This window comes from Rudaea sp., from assembly GCF_057139185.1.
On sequence record NZ_DBNHDN010000025.1, the window covers coordinates 12,197 to 33,583 of the forward strand.

A 21,387-nucleotide genomic window follows, 5' to 3' on the forward strand; every position below is an offset into this window, starting at 1 on the left:
TCATGTCTGCCGTACAACCATTGTCAGCCCCTCGGCACGAGGAGCACGAAACCCTGGACGAGCGCATTTGCGCGTACCTCGTCGCCCGCGGCCGCCTGAAGGAAAACGACCTCGCGCGCGCGCGGCGCCTGCTCGAGGAAAACGGCGAGGGCAATCTGGTTCCGCTGCTGACGCGTCTGGGCCTGGTTTCCGAGCGCGAGATGGGCGATGCGCTGAGCGAGGTCATGGGCCTGCCGCTGGTCACGGCGAAGGAGTTTCCCGACGCGCCGCCGCAGAACGTGTCGATGTCGATCCGCTTCCTCAAGCAGCATCACATCGTGCCGATCGCCGAAACCGACGACAAGGTCACCTGGGTCGTTGCCGATCCGGCCGAGGAATATCCGATCGAGGCGGTGCAGCTTGCGACCGGCAAGAGCGCCGAGGTCAAGGTCGGTTTCCGCTCGGAGATCGACGATCTCATCGAGCGCTACTACGGCCAGGGCCGTTCGGCGATGGGCTCGATCGTCGAAAGCCTGTCCGAGGACGCGCAGCGCAGCGAGGACGACATCGAACACCTGCGCGACCTCGCCTCCGAGGCGCCGGTCATCCGCCTGGTCAACCTGATCATCCAGCGCGCGGTCGAGCAGCGCGCATCCGACGTGCACATCGAGCCGTTCGAGAGCCGCCTCAAGGTGCGCTACCGCATCGACGGCGTGCTGCTCGAGGCCGAATCGCCGCCGGCGGCATCGACCGCGGCGGTGATTTCGCGCATCAAGATCATGGCCAAGCTGAACATCGCCGAGCGTCGCCTGCCGCAGGATGGCCGCATTCCGCTGCGCGTGCAGGGCAAGGAGCTGGATCTTCGCGTGTCGACCGTGCCGACCAGCTTCGGCGAGTCGGTGGTCATGCGTATCCTCGACCGCGAATCGGTCGTGTTCGATTTCCACAAGCTCGGCTTCACCGACGAATTTTTGCCGAAGTTCCTCAAGGTGCTGGAACTTCCGCACGGCATCATGCTCGTGACCGGCCCGACCGGTTCGGGCAAGACGACGACGCTGTACACCGCGCTGTCCAAGCTCAACACGCCGGATGTCAAGATCATCACGGTCGAAGACCCGGTCGAATACCAGATCGAAGGCATCAACCAGATCCAGGCCAAGCCGCAGATCGGCCTCGACTTCAGCCATGCGCTGCGCTCGATCGTGCGCCAGGATCCGGACATCATCATGATCGGCGAAATGCGCGACCTGGAGACCGCGAAGATCGCGATCCAGTCCGCGCTGACCGGCCATCTGGTGCTGTCCACACTGCACACGAACAACGCCGCCGGCGCGGTCACGCGCATGCTCGACATGGGCGTCGAGGACTACCTGCTCACGTCCACCGTGAACGGCGTGCTCGCGCAGCGCCTGGTGCGCCGGCTCGACATCGAGCATGCGCAGAAATACGAGGCCCTGCCCGAGGTGGTCGAGGAATTCGGCCTGCGGCGCTACCAGCCGCAGGGAAAGGTCGAGTTGTACCGGCCGATGCCGTCGTCATTGTCGTCGACCGGCTACCACGGCCGCACCACGATCATGGAATTCCTCGTCATGAGCGAGCCGCTGCGTCGCCTCGTCATGCAGCACGCCGACATGACCAAGCTCGAGGAGCAGGCGCGCAGCGAAGGCATGCGCACGATGTACGAGGACGGCCTGGTCAAGTCGCTGCAGGGCCAGACGACAATCGAAGAAGTGCTGCGCGTGACCTCGGAAAGCTGATGCCGCTCTTTCGCTACAAGGCAGTCACCGCCGACGGCGAAATCGTCGAAGGTCAGTACGATGTCGCTTCGGAAAACGAGGCCGTCTCCAAAATCCAGGACGCGGGCAATATCCCGCTCGAAGTGGCTTCCGCCGACGGCGTGGCCGGCGGTGGCGGACTGGCCGGGCTGTTCAAGCGCGAAGCGATGAACCAGACCCAGGTGCTGCAGTTCACCCAGCAGCTCGCGACCCTGCTCGGCGCCGGCCAGCCGCTCGACCGCGCTCTGCAGATTCTTCTGGAATTGCCGGAGAGCGAAAAGGCCCGGCGCATCGTCGAGCGCATCCGCGATCACGTGCGCGGCGGCGCGCCGCTGTCCGAGGCGCTCGAGGCCGAGCCCGGCGTGTTCACGCGCCTGTACGTGAACATGGTGCGCGCGGGCGAGGTCGGCGGCGCGCTCGACACAACGCTCGCGCGTCTGGCCACCTATCTCGAACGCGCCAAGGCGCTCAAGGAGAGCGTGGTCAACGCGATGATCTATCCGGCGATCCTCGTCGTCATGGTGTTCGCCGCGCTCGTCGTGCTGCTCGTCTTCGTCGTGCCGCAATTCATGCCGATGTTCAAGGACATGAACGTCGAGCTGCCGTTCATCACCCAGATCGTGCTGTTCGCCGGCACGACATTGCAAAGCTTCTGGTGGCTGATCCTCGCGCTCGTCGTATTCATCGTGATGACGATCCGCAGGCGCCTGGCCGATCCGGAGAAAAAACTTGCCTGGGATGCACGCGTGCTGACCATGCGCGTGTACGGCCCGCTGGTCGCCAAGCTCGAAACCGCGCGGCTTGCGCGCACACTGGGGACACTGCTCAAGAACGGCGTTCCCTTGCTCACCGCGCTCGGCATCGGTCGCAACGTGCTCGGCAACACGGCGCTGGCGGAATCGGTCGACAAGGCGGCGGAAGACGTGAAGACCGGCGGCGGCCTCGCCCACGCGCTCGCCCAGAGCAAGCGCTTCCCGAAGCTCGCAACGCAGATGATTTCGGTGGGCGAGGAGTCGGGTTCGCTCGACGACATGCTGCTCAAGGTCGCCGACACGTTCGACATCGAAGCGAAGAACACGGTCGACCGCATGCTCGCCGGTCTCGTTCCGGTGATGACCCTGGTGATGACCGGCGTGGTCGGATTCATCATGATGGCGATCCTGTTGCCGATCATGAGCATCAGCGGTTCGATCCAATAGAATTCCCATCGATCCCACAGGACGAATACTTCCATGAACAAGATTTTCCTTGCACAAACGACGGCGCGGACCCGGCTCGCGCGCGTGCGCGGCTTCACCCTGATCGAAATGGTCATGGTGATCGCGCTGATCGGCATTGTCATGAGCGTGGTCGGCAGCTACGCCGTGCAGCGTTTCAACCAGGGCAAGTACAACGCCGGCAAGGCCGCAGTGCACTCGCTCGACATGAAAATCCAGGCGTACATGCTCGACAACGGCGGGCCGCCGGCGAGTCTCAACGATCTGGCCACGCGTCCCGGCAATGCGGCGAACTGGAACGGCCCGTATGCCAAGCCCGGCGACCTCAACGATCCGTTCAACCATCCGTTCGGCTACAAGGTGCCCGGCGATCACGGCGAGTACGACGTGATCTTTTACGGCAAGGACGGCAAGGCCGGCGGCGAGGGCATGGACAAGGACGTCGGCAACTGGGAGTGATCCCCGGTGAGCGGTCAGGCAGTGAGACGTGAACGGGAAGAACGCGGTACGCATGCGTCCCGCGCAGCGTTTCGCCGCACCTGTCGTTCACCGATCGCCGCTCGCCGCCCGCCGTCGGCACGCGGCTTCACCCTGATTGAACTCGTCTCGGTGTTGCTGCTGATCGCGATCGCGATCGGCATCGTCACGATGTCGTTCTCGCGCAGTTTCGCCGGTGCACGCATCCAGGCGGCAACCCGGGATCTCGTTGCGGCGCTGCGTTATGCCCGGGGTCAGGCGATCGTCACCGGCAAGGAGACGACGTTCGACCTGGATCTTGCGGCCAACAGCTACAAGGCGCCCAGCAAGGCCGTCGTCCAGTTGCCGAAGAACATGCACATGACGATGTACACGGCCGATCAGGAAATCCGCAGCGAGACTTCGGGCAGCATCCGTTTCTTCCCCGACGGGGCCTCGACCGGCGGTCACGTTTCGGTGTTCATGGGGCAGATCGAGTGGCGCATCAACGTCGACTGGCTGACCGGCGTGGTCACGCGCGAGGAATTGCGCAAGTGAAGACGATGCGCCGCATGTCGGGCTTGCGGGGCAGGGCCCATCAGGGCGGCTTCACCCTGATCGAGCTAATTGCCGCGTTCGTGATCTTCGCGCTCGGCTTCGGCATACTGATGCAAATTCTCGGTGGTGCGCTGCGTACCACGCGACAATCGGCGGAGGCGACCCAGGCGGCGCTGTACGCCCAATCGCTGCTCGATGTGCAAGGCATCGGCCAGCCGCTCAAGGAAGGCAGCGGCAGCGGCGATTTCGACAGCACCTATCACTGGCAGCTCAACATCCAGCGCTACCAGCCGCAGGCGGTGCCGGGCTCGACGATGGTGCAGGCGATGGCGGCTCCGGGACAGCCCCAGCTGTTCCAGCTCGAGTTGATCGTGAGTTGGGGCAATCAGTATCTGCAGCATCATGCGCGTTTCGTCACGCTGCGCGAGATGGCGCCGCCGCAGCCGGGCGGCAATCAGCCGCAATCTGGATTGCCACCGGGATTTGGCTAGCATGCGCCTGCAAAATTGCAAAAGCGTATCGGCGGCCCCCCACCATGCTCCGTTGCTGTCTGCGGACACGGCCAGGGGAGTGATCGTCAGGTCGCGCATGCCGCGCACATTCCAGGCGGCCGGCGGTTTCACCCTGCTCGAGATGCTGCTGGTGGTCATTCTGCTCGCAATCCTGCTTGCCGGTGCCTACGGTGGCATCAGCGCCTCCGTGCGCGGCATGCACTCGGGCGAGGCCGCTATCGAGCGCGTCGACAAGGTGCGCACCGTGCAGGAATTCCTGCGCCACCAGATCTCGCGGATCCTGCCGTTTCCGTACGCCCATTCGAAAGACGGCACGCAAGTCGAGATGTTCCGCGGTGATGGCAAATCCATGCGTTTCGTAGCGCCGATGCCCGGCTATCTCTCGCGCGGCGGGGCATATGTGCAAACGCTGGCGCTGGTGCCGGGCGACGACGGCATGCAGCTCGTTTTCACCAGCACCCTGCTCAACGGCTTCAATCTCGACAAGAGCAAGACCAGCGAGGAATCGACCGTGGTCCTGCTCGAGCATATCCGGGAAGGCGGTTTCAGCTACCGCGCGCTGAACGAGCGTGGCGAGCTGATGAACTGGAACCCGAACTGGAAGGATTCGAGCACGACGCCGCTGATGGTCGCGATCGACCTGCGCCTCGCCGCCGGCGGTCGGATCGAATGGCCGCGCATGGCCATTCCGCTGATGATGGATAGCGGCGCGCGACGCAGCGGTCCAACGGGGCTCAGCCGATGATCCGGGGTGGCTCGACGTGCGCCGCGCGGCGCGCGACACCGTCGTTCGAGAAGAGCGACGGCGTTGCCCTGATTCTCGTGATGTGGGTCATCGCGTTGATGGGGGTGCTGCTCGGCAGCTTCGCTCTGATCGCGCGCACGGAGAATCTGCAGTCCCGCCACATGTTCGACACGACCACGGCGCGCTACGACGCGATGGCCGGTGTCGAGCTGGCCCTGTTCCAGCTGCACAATCCCGATCCGCTGCAACGCTGGGTAGCGGACGGGCGGCCGTACGAGTTCCCGTACGAGGGCGCAACGGTGCGCGTGGAGATCACCAACGAGTCGGGCAAGATCGATCTCAACGTCGCCGACAGCACCACCCTGATGGCCCTGTTCCAGTCGGTCGGGCTCGATCTCGGTGCGGCCGAAGCGCTGTCCGATGCGATCCAGGACTGGCGCGATGCGGACAGTCAGGTGCGCCCGCACGGCGCCGAGGCGCCGCAGTACGCCGCCGCCGGCCTCGACTACGGGCCGACCAACCTGCCGTTCCAGACCGTGGCCGAGGTGCAACAGGTGCTCGGCATGAACTACGAGTTGTACAAGAAGATCGAACCCGCGATCACGGTGTACTCCGGTTCACGCACGCCGAACGCGGCCTATGCCCCGTACGAGGCATTGATGGCGATACCCGGAATGACCTCGCAGCTGGCGCAGCAGATCATCGCCGTTCGCCAGGCGGCCCCGCCGGGAACCATGGGGGCGATCGCGGGTCTTACCCTGCCCGGAGGCGCGGCGATCATGGCCACGGGCGGCGGCCTCACGTATAGTATCAAGTCCAAGGCCACCCTCTCCAATGGCGTCAGCATGACCTTCGACGCCACCATACGCGCGGGCGGGGTGAGCTCGTCGGGGAGGCCCTATACGGTGTTGCGTTGGCGCGACGGCGAAGCGTCGTAGCGAGAGAGCGGGCGGCTGCGGCAGTTTCCCGTTGCCTTTCGTTACGTTTCAAGAACTTATCCTTTGCGGCGCAGTCTGTAAGCCGCGCATTGCATTGTGAACAAAAACAGATCCTTGTCCTTCCTGTCGTCCCGATAGATTCTGCTCATGAGTGTGACGTCCGTCATTGACACCCAGCTTGCGCGCCTGCGTGTGCGCTACGCCGGGAGCGGGTTGCCGAAGTTCTTCGCGTGGTGGACGCGCGAGCTGAAAGGCCTGTTGCCTGCGCGCTGGCGTGGGCTGTTCGCCGAAGGTGCGCAGGAACTGCTGGTCGACACGGATGCGGGTGGATTGCGCGTCTGGCGCCAGTCGGGCGAGCGCTGCGTCGAATACGGACGTATCGCGCGTGACCAGGCGGCCGAGGACCTGCGCAACGAGTTCGCGCGGCTGCGCGACCGTATCGACGATCCCGGCGTGCGCGTGTTCCATTGCTTTCCGGCCAAGCGCACGCTGCGTCGCGAGTTGATCCTGCCCGCCGCGGCCGAAGACAGGCTGCGTCAGGTGCTTGCGTTCGAGATGGATCGGCAGACGCCGTTCAAGGCCGACCAGGTGTATTTCGACCATCGCATCGTCCAGCGCGACGCCGCGGCGAAGAATCTCAAGATCGAGTTGCACGTCCTGCCGCGTGGCCAGCTCGACAACGAATTGGCCGCGCTGACCGCAGCCGGCATCGCGCTCGACGGCGTGGATTGCTGGCGTGACGCGCCCGGCAGCGGCCGCGCGGGACTCAACCTGCTGCCGCAGGAGCGGCGCGTGAAGCGCGTCAACCAGCGCCTGCGCCTCAATCTAGCGCTTGGTGCGGCGACGGCGCTGCTGTTCGTCGCCGCCGGTCTGCTCTTTCTCAACAATCGCCAGACCGCACTCGACACGATGGGTGCCGAGGTCGACAAGGCCAAGACCGAAGCGAAGCAGACCGCGATCTTGACCAAGCGGCTCAAGGACAACGCGAGTTCGGCCAGTTACCTGTACCGGCTCAAGCGCGATTCGACGTCGATGACGGCGATGTTGGCCGATCTGACCAAGCGCCTGCCCGACGACACTTTCCTCGAACGCCTGACGGTCGACGAAAAGGGCAAGGTCGAAGTGCAGGGTCAGAGCGGCAACGCGAACAAGCTGATCGAAGGCCTGCAAAAATCCGACGTGCTCGACAACGCAGCCTTCATCGGCACGGTGCAGCCGGACCTGCGCACGAGGAAGGACCGCTTCACGATGAATTTCCAGCTGCACAAGCAGGCCGAGCCCGAACCGCAGGACAAGGACAAGAAGGCGGGTGACCGCAACGGCAGGAAGGCCGCGGAGAGTGTCGATGCGCCTGCTGCCTGAATCCGCGCGTGGCCAGCGTTTTCTCGCCGTGGTCCTGCTGCTGATCACGTTGCTGCTTGCCTACCTGCTGTTGGTGCACTGGTGGCTGGTGTCGCCGTATCTGGCGATGCGCGACGAGTACTATGACCTCAAGGATCAGCAATACCGTTTTGCCGAGCTGATCCAGAGCAAGCCGGTAGTCGAGCAGCAGCTCAAGGACGTCGCCGGACTCGAGCAGCAGAATCAGGCGTTTCTCAACGATGCCGATGCGGCCAGCGCGTTTTCGGACCTGTCGGAGCGGCTCAAGCGCGCGGTCGACCAGAACCTCGATCCGAATGGACGTTGTACGGTCAATGGCATTTCGCCGTCCGGCAGCCACACCCCGGAGGTGTACCTGCGCGTGTCAGCGAACGTCAACATGAGCTGCCAGGCGGAAACGTTCTCGAAAGTGTTGTATACGATTGAATCGAGCAATCCGTATCTGTTCGTCGATCGCCTCGTGATGTACCGGCAGCAACCGATGTTCGTTCCCGGCGGCAAACCCGCGCCGCCCGGCGCGACCCTGGTCAACTCCCAATTCATGCTTTCCGGCTTCCTGCGCCAGCCCGGCGGCGTGAAGGAGGGCAAATGAACCTGCGCGTCTCGCAGGGCCTGACCCTGGCGTTGGTCGGTGCGGCTGCATTCATGCTGCTTCTGGTTGTGCTGTTCTGGCTGGGGGTGGGTCGCGGCTACAGCTGGTGGCCGCTTGATCCGCTCGACCCGGCAGCAGGCAAGAAGAAGTTCGCCAATGCCCAGTTCAGGCTTGGCCCATGGGATAACTTCGCCGAGGTCAACGCACGACCGTTGTTCAACGAGGATCGCAGGCCGACGCCCCCGATGCCCGATATGCCGGGAGGAGAGGCAAAGCCCATTCCGAAGCTCGACGTGGTGCTGTCTGGCGTCATCATCACCTCCAAGGCGCGCCTGGCGATGGTCAAGGAAAAAGGCAAGGAAAAGTCGATGACGGTGAAGGAGGGTGCCGCGATGCCGGGCGAGTGGGCCGCCTGGAGTCTTGCCGAACTCAAGCCGCGCAGCGCGGTATTCAAGAATTCCGCCGGCCAGAGCGAGACAGTGGAACTCATTCCGGTCGCGAGCAGTCAGAGACCGACGCCGCCGCCGCCCTCGCGCGTGGCGAATACGCCGCCCGTGCCCGGACAGCCCGCGATGGCACCGCAGCCGGGCCAGGCGCCGCCGATGCTGCCTGCCCCGGTGCAGGCCGCCCCGGCGCAGCCGCCCTCGCCCGATGCGGCGGCGGCAGCGGATCTGCAGCAGCGCATCGAAGCGCGCCGCCAGCAGATACGCGAGCAGCAACAGCAGGCGCCGGCGCCCGAGGCGCCGCCGCAGCATCAGCAGTAATCTAGGTCTACTTTGGGTATATAACGATGTCGATGAAATCACTGTTTTTTTGCTTGACCGTAGCGCTCGCGCTTCCGTTGGTCGGCTGTGGCCGATCCAAACCGCCTGCGGCGAAGGCCGCCACCGCGGAGATCCCTGCGGAAGGCGAGGTCGCACCCCCTCCTCCACCCGATGAGTTGCCGCCGAAGCCGGTTGCGGCCCCCGTTGTCGCGCCACCGCCCGCGGCGGTCTCGTCGACGCCGGCGGTGTCGTTCACCCCGTTGCCGGCGGGAAGGGATCCCGCAGGCGATGCCGAACGCCAGAAGCAGAGCATGACCCGCGCGAAACAGGCCGAGGCGATCGCGAGAGAGAAGGCGCAACGGGCGGCGGAGCTCCAGAATCAGCCTGAGAGCGAGCAGTAGTGTCAGCCCGTCATTCGAAGGAGTGCTGAAGTGATCCCATGTTATCGCCCCGCCTTCATGGCGGCGTTGTCGATGCTGGTGCTGCTGACCGGCTGCGCCAACCTGCCCGGGATGAAGCAGGACGCCGTGACCGCAGAGCTGAGCACGGAGAAACCGGTGCCTCCGCCTCCGCCCTATCACGCGCCGGACGAGTCCAGACCGATCACGATCAAGCAGGGCGCGAGCGGCAAGCCGCGTACTGATTCGACGCTGACGCCGGGTACCGGGCGGCTGATTAACTACGATGTCGCCGCGGCGCCCGTATCGAAGCAGGCATCGGCGGCGGCGGGCGAAATCACCTTCAATTTTGAAAACCTGCCGATCCAGGCCGTGGTGCAGAACATCCTGGGCGGCCTCCTCAACGAGAACTACACGGTCTCGCCGACGGTCACCGGCAACGTCACGTTCTCCAGCTCCAAGCCGGTATCGATCGACCAGGCTCTGCCGATCCTGGAGATGCTGCTCGCGTGGACGAACAATGCGCTGGTGCGCAAGCAGGGGCGCTATGAGGTCGTGCCGGTCAAGGACGCGATCGCTGGCAGCCTGAGCCCGGGGTTGTACTCGGTCAAGGCCGTACCGGGCTATCAGGTGCGTGTATTCCCGCTCAAGTACATCTCGCCCAGCGAGATGCAGAAGCTGCTCAAGCCTTACGCCAAGCCCGATGCGATCGTCTCCGCCGACAACGCACGCGCGATGATCGTGCTGGCCGGCACCGCGTTCGAACTGCAGAGCTACGAGCACACGATCAACGTGTTCGACGTGGACTGGCTCAAGGGCATGTCGGTCGGCGTGATCGGCCTGCGCAACATGGATGTCGGCAAGCTCATGCCGGAGCTCGACAAGATCTTCGGCGAGAAGGCGGAAACGCCGATCGCGGGCATGTTCCGCTTCATTCCGATGGAGGCGACCAACTCCGTCGTCGTCATCACGCCGCAGGCGGACTACCTGAAGCGCGCGCAGGAATGGATCTACCGCCTCGATCTCGGTGTCGGCGAGAACGGCACCCAGCTTTACGTCTACGATGTCAAGAACGTCAAGTCCGTGGAGTTGTCCGATCACCTGAACGCGATCTTCACCGGCAGAAGCAGCGGTGCGACGAGCAGGAGCACCTCGGGCAATACCGCGCCGGGTCTGCGCGGCGGCACGATCGGCGGCGGCCTGTCGAGCGGCATCGGCAGTGGCGCGCTGAGCATCAACAACCAGCCGCGACCGCCGACGCCGAGTCTCACCACGACCGGAACCGGCACGCCGCTCGGTGGCAACAAGGAAACCGACATCCGCATCACCGCGATCGAGGAAAACAACCAGTTGCTCGTGATGGCGACGCCGGGCGAATACGATTCGATCCTCGCCGCAATCCATCGTCTCGACGTGCCGCCGTTGCAGGTGCAGATCGAGGCGAAGGTGCTCGAGGTCACGCTGCAGGGCGCGCTCAACTACGGCGTGCAGTGGTGGTTCGCCGGTTTGATCAACAACAACGGAAATGCGGCGTCGGGCTCCGGTACCGGATTCGACTACGGTTCCGGATATCAGGGCAACGTGGGAGATCGCCACCGGTTCTCGGCCGGCGGCGGCGGCTCGGCGACGCCGACCAGTGCCGCCGGCGGCATTTTCTACTCGTTTCTGAACAAGGACTTCCAGGTCGCGATCAATGCGCTGCAGACCGATGGCATCGCGAAGACTCTTTCGGCGCCTTCCATGGTGGTGTTGAACAACCAGCAGGCGAGCATCACCGTCGGCAGCCAGGTTCCGATCACGACGACGTCGTTCTATGGCGGCTCGGTCGTCACCTCGGGGACGAATGCCACCAGCAACACCATCGGTTCGACGTCCTACGTCAGCACCGGCACGACCCTGCAGATCACGCCGCGGGTCAATCCCGGCGGCCTGGTCTACATGGACGTGGCGCAGGAAATCACCACGCCCGGAACCCCGGCCACGAGCGGGGGCAACCCGCCGATCAGCCAGCGCAGCCTGAATACCCAGGTCGCGGTCCAGAGTGGGCAGACCGTGCTGCTGGGCGGCCTGATCCGCGAGGACAACGGCACCAACAACACTGGCGTACCCTTGCTCAGCAGCGTTCCCGTGGTTGGCAATCTGTTCAAGAGCTCGACCAAATCGCGCAACCGCACCGAGATCATCGTGCTGATCACGCCGCGCGTCATCTACAACAACGAAGACGCACAGACGATCACGCAGGAATATCAGGACAAATTCGAATCGCTGGCTCCGCTCCGCGCCAAGCAGAAGGCGCAGAAGGTGGAGGGGGCGCCGGATGCGCAAGGGGCAGTCGTCACCCCGCTTCCCGCGGCCGCGCCGATCGAAAAACCCAAGCAGTGAGTATCGACATGACCAGAACCAGGATTCTTCTTCTCGCCAGCGGCATGGGCATGGCGTTGCTCCTCGCGATGGGCTGCAGCCGGAAAGACCCGGCGGAGCTGGTCCGGCAGCGGGCGACCGAGCGTTGGGATTTGCTCGCCGGACGGCATGCCGTCAAGGCCTACGACTATCTCAGTCCGGGATATCGATCCACCCATACGCTCGAACAGTACGTGTCGTTCGTCGCCACCGCGCGGGTTCAATGGAAGTCGGCGAAGGTGGATTCGATCCAGTGCGACGCGGACAGCTGCACCGCCAAACTCACCGTGCTTACGGTTCTGCCCGGCGCGCTCATGCAGCGTCCGAGTGACATGGAGTATCCAGCCCCCGTGGTCGAGCAATGGGTGCGCAGCGACGGCGAATGGTATTTCTTGCCGGACGCGAAAATCGAAGCGAAGAGCATAGCGGAACAGGCGGCATCGCAAGCGGCAGCGCAGACGCCGGCGCCCGCTGCGGAAGTGCCTGCTGCCGAGGCGCCCAAGGCCGCCCCTCCCGCAGCCGCCGAAGCTGGAAGCAAGGATGACCGGAAGTAGCGGATCGATATCGGATTTCGGTATCTATCCAATTGTTTTTCCGGGGGTTCCGTCCGCGACGGGCGTGGCGCGGACGCGCCGGAGGTGCGTTCGTCCGGCCGCCAGCCGGCGGCGATTCGGCGAGCCGGGAAATTCGGCGCTGTCGGGGAGTTGCGCGGGCAATTCGGATATCGTAGACTTGAAGCGCTGTTGCTTGGGCTCGTCGGGACTTCTTGCAGAAAAAGCAGAAGCGCGAATGGGCGGGCCAGCAAAAACATAAGCCCTGTGACCGAAAGGAGTTTAGTAATGAAAAGAACCAGTCTTACGACTGCCGTCATCGCCGGTATCGCCGGTGTTGCTGGCATTTCCAACATGGCGAGCGCCGTCTATTTGAACAACGACGGCCTGGGCCAGGTCCTCATCTACCCGTACTACACCGTCAACGCCGGCAACACCACGTTGCTGACGGTCGTCAACACGACCGCTCAAGGCAAGGCCGTCAAGGTCCGCTTCCTTGAAGCCTACGACAGCCGCGAAGTCCTCGACTTCAACCTGTATCTGTCGCCGCACGACGTGTGGACGGCGGGCGTGGTTCCGGTCGGCGGCGGCGCCGGCGTGTGGACCAACGACAACAGCTGTACGGTCCCGACCGTTCCGTCCGGCGGCGCGGCCAATGCGTATCCGTTCCAGACCAGCGCGTTCGACGGCGGCGTCACCGCCACCGACGGCGGCCCGACGGATGTGTCGCGTACGCTCGAAGGTTATGTCGAGCTGATCGAAATGGGCACCGTCACCAACGCGACGAACAACAGCCTGAAGGCCATCACCCACGGCAGCAACGGCATTCCGGCCAACTGCGCGCAGGTTTATGGCGCGTGGAACGGCGGCTACTGGGTGCCGTCGGGCGCGGCCGACATCGCCTCCCCGACCGGTGGCCTGTTTGGCTCGGGTGCGATCATCAACGTCAGCCAGGGCACGATCGCCGGCTACAACGCCGACGCCATCGACCAGTTCTATCTGGCCGGCACGACCTTCCACACGGCTCCGGGTTCGCTGACCCCGTCGATCGCCAGCGCGACCTCGACGACCAGCTATGTGTTCGCTCCGAGCCCGGTCAGCAGCATCCCGACCCTGGTCACCACGACCTACGCGCTCGGTGTCGATGCGGTCAGCTCGCTGTTCATGGCTGATTCGCTGTACAACGAATACTGGACCAGCGGCGGTACGGCGGCGAGCTCCGAGTGGGTCGTCACCTTCCCGACCAAGCGTTTCTACGTCGATCCGACCATCGTTACCGGTCCGGTCATCGCGGATCCGCCGTTCGACGTCGTGTTCAGCAGCAGGAACGGTGGTACCTCGTGCTCGCCGATCGGCATCAACAGCTACGATCGCGAAGAGAAGTCGCCGGGTGGCACGATCAACTTCTCGCCGGTCAAGGTGTACGGCAACGCCCTGTGCTACGAAGCCCAGGTCGTGACGTTCAACCAGGGCACCGGTGCGAGCAAGGTGCTCGGCTCCAACCTGACGGCCAACATCAACCCCGGCGCGAACAACGGCTGGGTGCAGATCGACCTGTACAGCAAGGCGGCGACGCAGCACATCCTGCCGGCTTCGTACACGGTTGGCAGCTCCAACGTGTTCCGCGGCCTGCCGGCGACCGGCTTCTGGGTGGCCAACCTGGTCAACGGCAATGTCGGCGGCGTGCTGTCGAACTATTCGGCACTGTTCCGTCACAAGCTGCACCGCACCTGCGCCAACACCGCCGGTTCTGCCTGCTCCTGAGGCACGGAAGGTAGTTGATGTAGAGCTTCAAGAACGGGGAGGGGCGCAAGCTCCTCCCTGTTTTTTTTCCGGATCGAAAAAACCGGTTCGAGCGCAACCCTCTTGTCTGGCAGCCGCACGAACCCCATACGTTGTCGACGATAGACCAAAGCCTTGCAGTACGAGGAGAACAATATGTTGAAGAAATTGAGTTTTGCCAGCCTGACGCTGTTGCTTGCGTCCGGCGCATTCGCGCAGACCGCCACCATCACCCCCTCCAGCCCGGTAAGCACTACCGTTGGCGGCAGTTGCACCACCGTCATCAGCAGCGTTACCTACAACGCGTCGGACAACAGCTTCTCGATCAACGCCAGCAGTTGCGGAACGACCACGCCTACCCCGTCGTTTGCGTTGTCGATTTCCGCGACCACCTATACGATCGGCAGCGGCGCAGCAGCGCCCGTCATCACCTGGACGCCGAATGCGCAGGCTTCCGGCGCGACCTGTACGCTGACCCCGCCGGCCGGAATCACCGGCAGCATCAGCGGCAATACGTTCATCACCAACACGCCGACGACGGCGGGCACCTACACCTTCGCTCCGACCTGCACGTTGAACAGCACCGCGGTGGCCGTATCCCCGGCCTCGGTGTCGTTGACGGTCAGTACGAGTGGCGGCGGCGGTGGCGGTACCGGTAGCTGCGGTACGAGCGCCCAGCCCAGCTCGTCGATCAACGGCAAGGTCCTGCAGCGCCAGTGCAGCGGCGATGTGTTCATCCAACCGGGTCCGATCGCCGGCTCGCAGGGCCTGGCGCAGACCGACCTCGGCAAGGTGCTCGGCGGCACGTCGTTCGGGAGCTATTCGTATGCGGGTTACTCGCCGACGTTCTCGATCCAGAGCGGCTACTACATCGCGCTGCAGTTCACGCCGACGGTTTCCGGTTCGTTCCAGATGACGGCCAACCCGAGCTATGGAGACGGCGGCACGATCACGGTGAGCACGGTACCGGGCGCGATGACTCAGGGCAGCGCGGGCTTCGTTTGCGGCGTGGGCCGCAGTGCGGCGAACGGCATCTACGTGAGCACGGCAGGTGGCGTCTGCGGAGTGACGGTGGGCACGACCTACTACCTCAACATCGCCGACGTCGACCCTACCGGCAACAATCTGTGTTACAACGGCAGGCCGAATTCCTGCACGTTCTCGACGGTGTCCTACACGATCTATCAGTGAGGCCCGGGGTCTGATCGTTCGGCAGTCCCGGCGTGTGTCGCCGGGGCTGCCGGTCCGCCGACTTCTTTCTGGTTCAACTGTAAAAAGGCCGGTCGATTCCGGCCTTTGTTTTTTTTTCTGGTGACGACATGATGGCAAAGAAAATTCTTGTTGCGCTGCTGGCATTGGCCGGCGTTGCGGGCGATGCCTGTGCGGACGACAACGTGGAAATCGTCAAGCAGGGCGACGCCAGGGTGACCCTGACCGACGTCGAAGGTTTCCTGCAGCAGATGCCGGCGGACCGCCGGGTCGGCTTTCTGGAGAACCCGGCGCGCGTGCAACAGATGCTGATCGGTATCCTGCGCGACAAGCAGCTGGCGCAACAGGCGGTGGCGATGAAGCTCGACCAGGATCCGCAGATCCAGGCCGAGATCGCCGTGCTGAAGGACCAGGTGCTTTCGCGCCGGCGCATGAGCGCCTTCGAGGCCTCGCTGCAGATTCCGTCGATGGAATTGGCCGCGAAGGAGCAATACCTGACGCACAAGGCCGACTATGCGGTTCCCGAAGTCGCCGACGTGCAGCACCTGCTGATCTCGGAAAAGGGTCGCAGCGACGCCGAGGCCAGGGAGCTGGCGGAAAAGGCGCGCGCCGAGGCGGTGGCGAATCCGGCGGCCTTCGACCAGCTGGTGCAGAAGTATTCGGACGATCCGAGCAAGGTGAACAACCTCGGTCAGATTCGCGACGCCACCTCGGACAAATTCGTCAAGGAATTTTCGGCGGCGGCGAAGAAGCTGACCACGGTCGGCGAGATTTCGCCGGTCGTGAAGACCCAGTACGGCTACCATGTGATGAAACTGCTGCGCAAGACGCCGGCGCGGCAACAGGACTTCGCCGCGGTCAAGGATCAGCTGATCGCCAAGCTCAAGGACAACTACGTCGCCGAGCAGCGCAAGGCCTTTCTCGCCAAGCTGGACGAAACCACCCCGAGCGTCAATCCGCAAGGCATGGAAGCCCTGCAGCAGCACTACAAACTCGGGGATGTGCCCAACATCGGGGATGCGGTCAAGGCGGCAGCGCAACCCGGCTCGAAGTAACTCCGTGCGTTCCCGTCCCGATGCCTGCAAGACGCGACGTCATCGCCGAACCCGCCACCGCGCGCGGCAGAGCGGTGGCGCACAGGGGAAAGGCCCATCCGCACCCCGGCGCGCGCGGACGCGAAGGCGGGCCGGGTGATACGCGGGCATGCGGCTCGAAAATACCTTGGCCGATCGACGGCAGTCCGGCGGCATGACGCGCGATGACTCCCGTTTGCGCCGAGCGGAAAAATCGTGGGCCATCGCGGTCCACTTCATCCGTCGCGAGCTGCGCAACCGCTACCTAGGCAGCATCAGCGGCGGCCTGTGGGCCTTGTTGCAGCCGTTGATGCAGCTTGTGATCTATGGCTTCGTCTGGACCTACGTGTTCAAGATGCGCTTGCCCGGCGGTGACGCGTCGCCCGCGGCGATCGTGCCGTTCCTTGCGCTGGGCGTGTGGCCCTGGAATGCGTTCAGCGAAGCGGTGATGCGCTCGGCGACCGCGATCCAGGACAACGCGGGATTGATCGGCAAGGTTGCGTTTCCACGCGGGGTGCTGGTCCTGGCCGCGGCCAGCGCGAGCTTCCTGCTCCACGGCATCGGCTTCATCGTGGTCGTGGTCGTGGTCGAATTGCTCGGCATTCCGCTTCAGCTCGCGCATCTGCCGCTGGCCTTGCTCGCGTTCGCGCTGCTGTTTGCGCTCGCGCTCGGTTTCGGCTACCTGTTCGCCGCGATCCAGGTGTTCGTGCGCGACCTCTCGCAGGTTCTCGGTCAGGTGCTGCCACTGATGATGTTCACCGCACCGGTGCTCTACTCGCGCGAATTCCTGCCCGAACGGTTCCGCCAATGGCTGGACTGGAATCCATTCACGTTCTATCCCGAATATCTGCGCGCCGAATTGCTCGGCATGGGTTCGGTCGGCGTCGCCGCGCAACTGGGCGCGCTCGGGCTGGCGCTTGCGATCCTTGCCATCGGTTATGCGGTGTTCCGGCGCCTCGATCCGCGTTTCGAGGATTTCCTGTGAACGAGGTTAACGATCCGAACGCGCGACGCGAAGATGATTCTTTGCTCGCCGTCGCGCGCAATCTGGGCAAGTCCTATCCGAAGGTGTTTCGTCCGCGCGACCGCTTGCGCGCGCTTGCCAAACTGCTCGTCGGCAACGGCCACATCGATTCGGTGCCGGTGCTGCGCGGCGTGGACATCGATGTCACGCGCGGCGAGTCGCTCGGCCTGATCGGCGAGAACGGCGCGGGCAAATCGACTCTGCTCAAGCTGCTCACGGGCGTGCTGACTCCGAGTACCGGCAGCGTCGAGGTGCGCGGCCGGGTCGGCGCCCTGCTTGAACTCGGCGCGGGCTTCCACCTCGAATACACCGGTCGCGACAACATCGCCATGTCGGCGGCGCTGTACGGCCTCGCGGCCGACGAACTGCGCGAGAAGCTGCCGCAGATCATCGACTTCGCCGATATCGGCCGCTACATCGACGAGCCGGTGAAGCACTATTCCTCGGGCATGGTCGTGCGCCTCGGTTTCGCCATCGTGGCCGCGCTGAAGCCGGACCTGCTGATCACCGACGAGGTGCTCGCGGTCGGCGACGAGTCCTTCCAGAAGAAGTGCGTGCGCTGGATGGAGGGCTATCTGGCCAGCGGCGGCACCCTGATCCTCGTCTCGCACAGCATGTACCACATACAGAAGCTGTGCCGGCACGCGTTGTGGCTGCGCCAGGGGGAGATCGCCGCCGCCGGCGACGTGTTCGACGTAACCCAGGCGTACCTGGCGTATCACGAGCGCAAGTCCGCCGCCGGGCCGGAGCGCGGCATCATCGCGGCGCAGGGCGTCGAGTTCCACCTGCTCGGTCTGGCGGTCAATGGGACGGAGCAGGAAACGTCGTTGTTCCTCGACCAGGGCGACTCGCTGTGCCTTACCGCGCGCGTACGCTCACGCGACGGGCGCGAACCGACCGTCGCCTTCGGCATCGCGCGTGCGGACGGCACGGCCGTGTACGGCGTCAGCAGCGAGATGGACGGCGTGGCGCCGCAGCGTATCGATGCGCACACCTGGGTAGCCGAGATCGTGTTTTCGGATCTCTCCCTGCTGCCCGGAACGTACACGGTCAAGGCGCATCCGCTGGATACCGAGGGTGTACGCTTGTTCGACACGATCGAGCGCGGCATCGTCGTGCGCGGCAGCACGCGTGAGTTCGGCCTCGTCCGCCTACAACACCGCTGGGGTCCGGCGGTGAAGTCAGACGCTGCGCGAGATGCCGGCGATTCCGATTCCTGAGCACCCGCCATGACGACCTCAACCTCCGCTGCGGCCCTGGAGTTCACCGGGGAACGATTCACCCCCGAATGCGTGCGCGAAATCTGGTACGAGCATTGGGCGCGCTACGCCTTTGCTGCCGGTTTCGCGCACGGCAAGCGCGTACTCGACGCGGCCTGCGGCGAGGGCTTCGGCAGCGCCCTGCTCGCGCGCACCGCCGCGCAGGTCACCGGTCTGGACGTGTCTGCGCAGGCGGTCGCGCATGCGCAGGCGCGCTACGGCGGCGCGGCGAATCTGCGCTATGTGCAAGGCGATTGCACGCAGCTGGATCTGCCCGCGGCGAGCGTCGATCTCGTCGTTTCGATCGAAACGCTGGAACATGTCCTCGCGCAGGAGGACATGGTCGCCGGCTTTGCCCGCGTGCTGGGCGAGGACGGCGTGTTCATCGTCTCCTCACCCGACAAGCATGCGTATTCCGATGTCACCGGCTTCCGCAACGAGTACCACGTGCGCGAGCTGTATCGCGACGAGCTGCTGGCGCTGCTCGGGAGACATTTTCCAGAAGTGCGCCTGTACGGGCAGAAGCTGTTGTTCCAGTCCGCGATCTGGGCGCTGGACGAGGCTGGCACGAAGGTTGCCGGCATCGCCGCGACCACGGCCGAGGCGGCCGCCGATGGCTCGACTTTGCTAAAATCCGGGCTGCAATACGACCCTTTGTATTTCATCGCGGTGTGCTCGCGCCGGCCATTGGGCGATTTGCCCAGCCTGGCATTGTTCGGCGACCGCGCCGAATCGGTGTATGCACACTACAACCATGAAGTGCGCAAGAACATCGCTGCGGGCGGGCGCATCGCCGAACTCGAAGCGCAGACCGAAGCCCTGCGCGCCGAGGTCGAACGGCTGCGGGGCGCGGGCAAGCCTTAGCGCCGGTTCCGGCTGCGGTCGCGCAGCAGCATTTCCCTTCCAGGCATTCCCTTGAGCTATCAATTCAACTACACCCTGCCGCCACTCAACGCCGCGGCGCCGAAGACCGACCCGAACGCGCCGACCTATGCGTCCGAAGACGGCATGGTCGCCTCGCTGTCGAGCCAGGAGGTCATCTTCCAGATCCGGCGCACGGGCGAGCCGCACGTGATGACCATCCAGGTCCTGCAGGCGATGGACCAGTGCCGCGAATTCCGCACCCTCGACGAGCACGTCGCCCGCATCCAGTCGACCCAGCCCGCGCTCGCGGGCAAGCGCGATGACGTGAAGCGTGTGCTCGAAAGCCTGGTGCAGCGTCAGTTGCTGATCTCCGACGGCAGCTTCGTCGAACGCCTCAGCGCATCGTCCGCGATTGCCCAGGCGCCGATGCGCGCGGTGTTCATCCGCGCCTGTGACCGGCCGACGCAGCTTGCCCACCTGTTGACCTCATTGGCCGAATACGAGCGCCGTTTCCGTGCCGGTCGCCGCTACGTGCTGCTCGACGACTCGGTGCTGCAGGCAAGCATCAACGAACAGCGCGATCTGCTGCGCGAATTCGCGCGCACGACCGGCTGCAAGGTGCACTACATCGGCCACGCCGAGCGCAGCAAGATCGTCGACAAGCTCGCGCGCGAGTTCCCGCAGGCCAAAGCGACGATCCAGAACCTGTTTGTGCGCGACAAGAGCGCCAACACGCAGCGTTTTGGCGGTGGCCGCGGCTGGAACATGGCGCTGCTGCTCTCGGCAGGATCGCGGTTCGCGCTGCTCGACGACGACCTGCGCCTGAATCTGAAACGGCCACCGTTTTTGCGCGCGGGACTCGATCCGAACCCGTCGCCGCCGATGGAGGCCGCATTCCTGGCCAACATGGAGGAGGCGTTCGGCTATGGCGAGGACGTCGATCAGGATCCGTTCGCGTTGCATCTCGACGCCTGCGGGCAGATGCTCGGCGCGCTGACGCGCGCGGCGTATCCGCTGTCGCGCCAGGCGCTGCGCGGGGCGAACCTGTCGCGGCTGGAGCTGCTGTCGGCACCGTCGCGCGTCGTCGCCACCCAGGTCGGTACGTATGGCAGCGCGCGCACCGAGAACGGCCTGTGGCTGTACCGGCTCGAGGGCCGCAGCCGCGAGGAACTATGGCGCGAGCGCGCCAGCTACCTGCGCAACACCGAGGCGCAGCATATCTGGTTCGGCGTGGCCCAGGCCCATGCCAAGGAAATCACCGGGTTCACGCCGTTCACGTTCGACAACAACCTGTTGCTGCCGTGCACGAATCCGGTCGGGCGCGGCGAGGACAGCCTGTGGAGCGCGTTGACCCGCTACGCGCACCCCGACGCGGTCGTGCTCGAGTTGCCCGAGGCGGTCGCGCATGTGCAGGAGAGCCAGCGCATCCGCTCGGACATCACGCGTCAGGCCTATACGCCGCGCGTCAACCTGTTCCTGCGCGACTACGTGCAGCGCCAGCTCGGCTTGTACAAGGCGGCCGATCCCGGTCAGCGGCTGTCGCTCTTCGCCGACGTGCTGCGCGATCTCGCCGGCGCGAGCGCGACCGAGCGCGTGTCGAATCTGCGCGAGTACCTCAGCTATGCACGCGCCGATCTGATCGATCGCCTGCAGCACCAGATCGAGGCGGCAACCGAGGCGCCGGTGTACTGGCAGGCCGATGCGCGCGCGATCGTGGAAAGCAATGCCAAAGCCTTGCTCGCCAAGGCGCCGCCGCGCCTGGGCGACTGGCCCGAGGACATCGATGATGCCGGCTGCGCCAAGGCGCTGGTCGGCGAACTGGACGGCATGGCCGATGCGCTCGAGCATTGGCCGGCGCTGTGGCGTCACGCGGCCGAGCAGGGCGAAAAACTGCTCGGTGCGCTGTAGCCT

At 64.7% G+C, this 21,387-nt stretch carries 20 protein-coding genes; all 20 read left to right on the plus strand.

The window, feature by feature from the left end; translation table 11 throughout:
* Positions 1–2 precede the first annotated feature (2 nt).
* Positions 3–1,736 (plus strand): type II secretion system ATPase GspE, encoded by a 1,734-nt coding sequence (gspE, locus tag AC16HO_RS08275; RefSeq protein ID WP_395641591.1) that lies wholly within the window; start codon positions 3–5, stop codon positions 1,734–1,736.
* The gene (gspF, locus tag AC16HO_RS08280; protein ID WP_395641592.1) at positions 1,736–2,953 is read left to right on the plus strand and encodes a type II secretion system inner membrane protein GspF; all 1,218 of its coding nucleotides are present in this window, start codon (positions 1,736–1,738) and stop codon (positions 2,951–2,953) included. The genes gspE and gspF overlap by 1 nt, the downstream gene beginning before the upstream one ends.
* Before the next feature lie 33 nt (positions 2,954–2,986).
* Positions 2,987–3,430, plus strand: a complete 444-nt coding sequence (locus AC16HO_RS08285; RefSeq protein ID WP_395641593.1) for a type II secretion system protein GspG — start codon at positions 2,987–2,989, stop codon at positions 3,428–3,430.
* A 21-nt stretch (positions 3,431–3,451) separates the two neighbouring features.
* Complete coding sequence (locus AC16HO_RS08290) at positions 3,452–3,985, plus strand: GspH/FimT family pseudopilin (protein ID WP_395641594.1); 534 nt, start codon at positions 3,452–3,454, stop codon at positions 3,983–3,985.
* A gap of 14 nt (positions 3,986–3,999) precedes the next feature.
* Entirely contained in the window at positions 4,000–4,476 is a 477-nt protein-coding gene (locus tag AC16HO_RS08295; RefSeq protein WP_395641595.1) for a type IV pilus modification PilV family protein, read from the plus strand.
* Between the two features lie 97 nt (positions 4,477–4,573).
* Positions 4,574–5,242, plus strand: a complete 669-nt coding sequence (locus AC16HO_RS08300) for a prepilin-type N-terminal cleavage/methylation domain-containing protein (protein WP_395641596.1) — start codon at positions 4,574–4,576, stop codon at positions 5,240–5,242.
* The gene (locus AC16HO_RS08305; protein ID WP_395641597.1) at positions 5,239–6,180 is read left to right on the plus strand and encodes a type II secretion system minor pseudopilin; all 942 of its coding nucleotides are present in this window, start codon (positions 5,239–5,241) and stop codon (positions 6,178–6,180) included. The genes AC16HO_RS08300 and AC16HO_RS08305 overlap by 4 nt, the downstream gene beginning before the upstream one ends.
* Before the next feature lie 147 nt (positions 6,181–6,327).
* Complete coding sequence (locus tag AC16HO_RS08310) at positions 6,328–7,542, plus strand: PilN domain-containing protein (RefSeq protein ID WP_395641598.1); 1,215 nt, start codon at positions 6,328–6,330, stop codon at positions 7,540–7,542.
* Positions 7,526–8,152 carry a type II secretion system protein GspM gene (gene gspM, locus AC16HO_RS08315; RefSeq protein WP_395641599.1) on the plus strand — a complete coding sequence of 209 codons (627 nt, stop codon included), beginning with the start codon at positions 7,526–7,528 and terminating at the stop codon, positions 8,150–8,152. The genes AC16HO_RS08310 and gspM overlap by 17 nt, the downstream gene beginning before the upstream one ends.
* Positions 8,149–8,916, plus strand: a complete 768-nt coding sequence (locus AC16HO_RS08320) for a hypothetical protein (RefSeq protein WP_395641600.1) — start codon at positions 8,149–8,151, stop codon at positions 8,914–8,916. Before gspM ends, AC16HO_RS08320 begins: the two co-directional genes overlap by 4 nt.
* A gap of 32 nt (positions 8,917–8,948) precedes the next feature.
* Positions 8,949–9,317: a hypothetical protein gene (locus tag AC16HO_RS08325; protein ID WP_484335375.1), complete on the plus strand. Its 369-nt coding sequence runs from the start codon at positions 8,949–8,951 to the stop codon at positions 9,315–9,317.
* Between the two features lie 30 nt (positions 9,318–9,347).
* Positions 9,348–11,696 (plus strand): type II secretion system secretin GspD, encoded by a 2,349-nt coding sequence (gene gspD, locus AC16HO_RS08330; RefSeq protein WP_395641602.1) that lies wholly within the window; start codon positions 9,348–9,350, stop codon positions 11,694–11,696.
* Positions 11,693–12,268: a hypothetical protein gene (locus AC16HO_RS08335; protein WP_395641603.1), complete on the plus strand. Its 576-nt coding sequence runs from the start codon at positions 11,693–11,695 to the stop codon at positions 12,266–12,268. Before gspD ends, AC16HO_RS08335 begins: the two co-directional genes overlap by 4 nt.
* 285 nt (positions 12,269–12,553) lie before the next feature.
* A complete protein-coding gene (locus tag AC16HO_RS08340; protein ID WP_395641604.1) occupies positions 12,554–14,029 on the plus strand; it encodes a hypothetical protein in 1,476 nt (491 codons plus the stop codon).
* Positions 14,030–14,203: 174 nt separating this feature from the next.
* Entirely contained in the window at positions 14,204–15,238 is a 1,035-nt protein-coding gene (locus tag AC16HO_RS08345; RefSeq protein WP_395641605.1) for a hypothetical protein, read from the plus strand.
* A gap of 131 nt (positions 15,239–15,369) precedes the next feature.
* On the plus strand, positions 15,370–16,311 hold the full coding sequence (locus tag AC16HO_RS08350) for a peptidylprolyl isomerase (protein ID WP_395641606.1): 942 nt from the start codon (positions 15,370–15,372) through the stop codon (positions 16,309–16,311).
* A 166-nt stretch (positions 16,312–16,477) separates the two neighbouring features.
* Complete coding sequence (locus tag AC16HO_RS08355) at positions 16,478–17,314, plus strand: ABC transporter permease (protein WP_484335376.1); 837 nt, start codon at positions 16,478–16,480, stop codon at positions 17,312–17,314.
* Positions 17,311–18,573: an ABC transporter ATP-binding protein gene (locus tag AC16HO_RS08360; RefSeq protein WP_395641608.1), complete on the plus strand. Its 1,263-nt coding sequence runs from the start codon at positions 17,311–17,313 to the stop codon at positions 18,571–18,573. Before AC16HO_RS08355 ends, AC16HO_RS08360 begins: the two co-directional genes overlap by 4 nt.
* Before the next feature lie 9 nt (positions 18,574–18,582).
* Complete coding sequence (locus AC16HO_RS08365) at positions 18,583–19,476, plus strand: class I SAM-dependent methyltransferase (RefSeq protein ID WP_395641609.1); 894 nt, start codon at positions 18,583–18,585, stop codon at positions 19,474–19,476.
* A 51-nt stretch (positions 19,477–19,527) separates the two neighbouring features.
* The gene (locus AC16HO_RS08370) at positions 19,528–21,384 is read left to right on the plus strand and encodes a hypothetical protein (RefSeq protein ID WP_395641610.1); all 1,857 of its coding nucleotides are present in this window, start codon (positions 19,528–19,530) and stop codon (positions 21,382–21,384) included.
* Positions 21,385–21,387 lie beyond the last annotated feature (3 nt).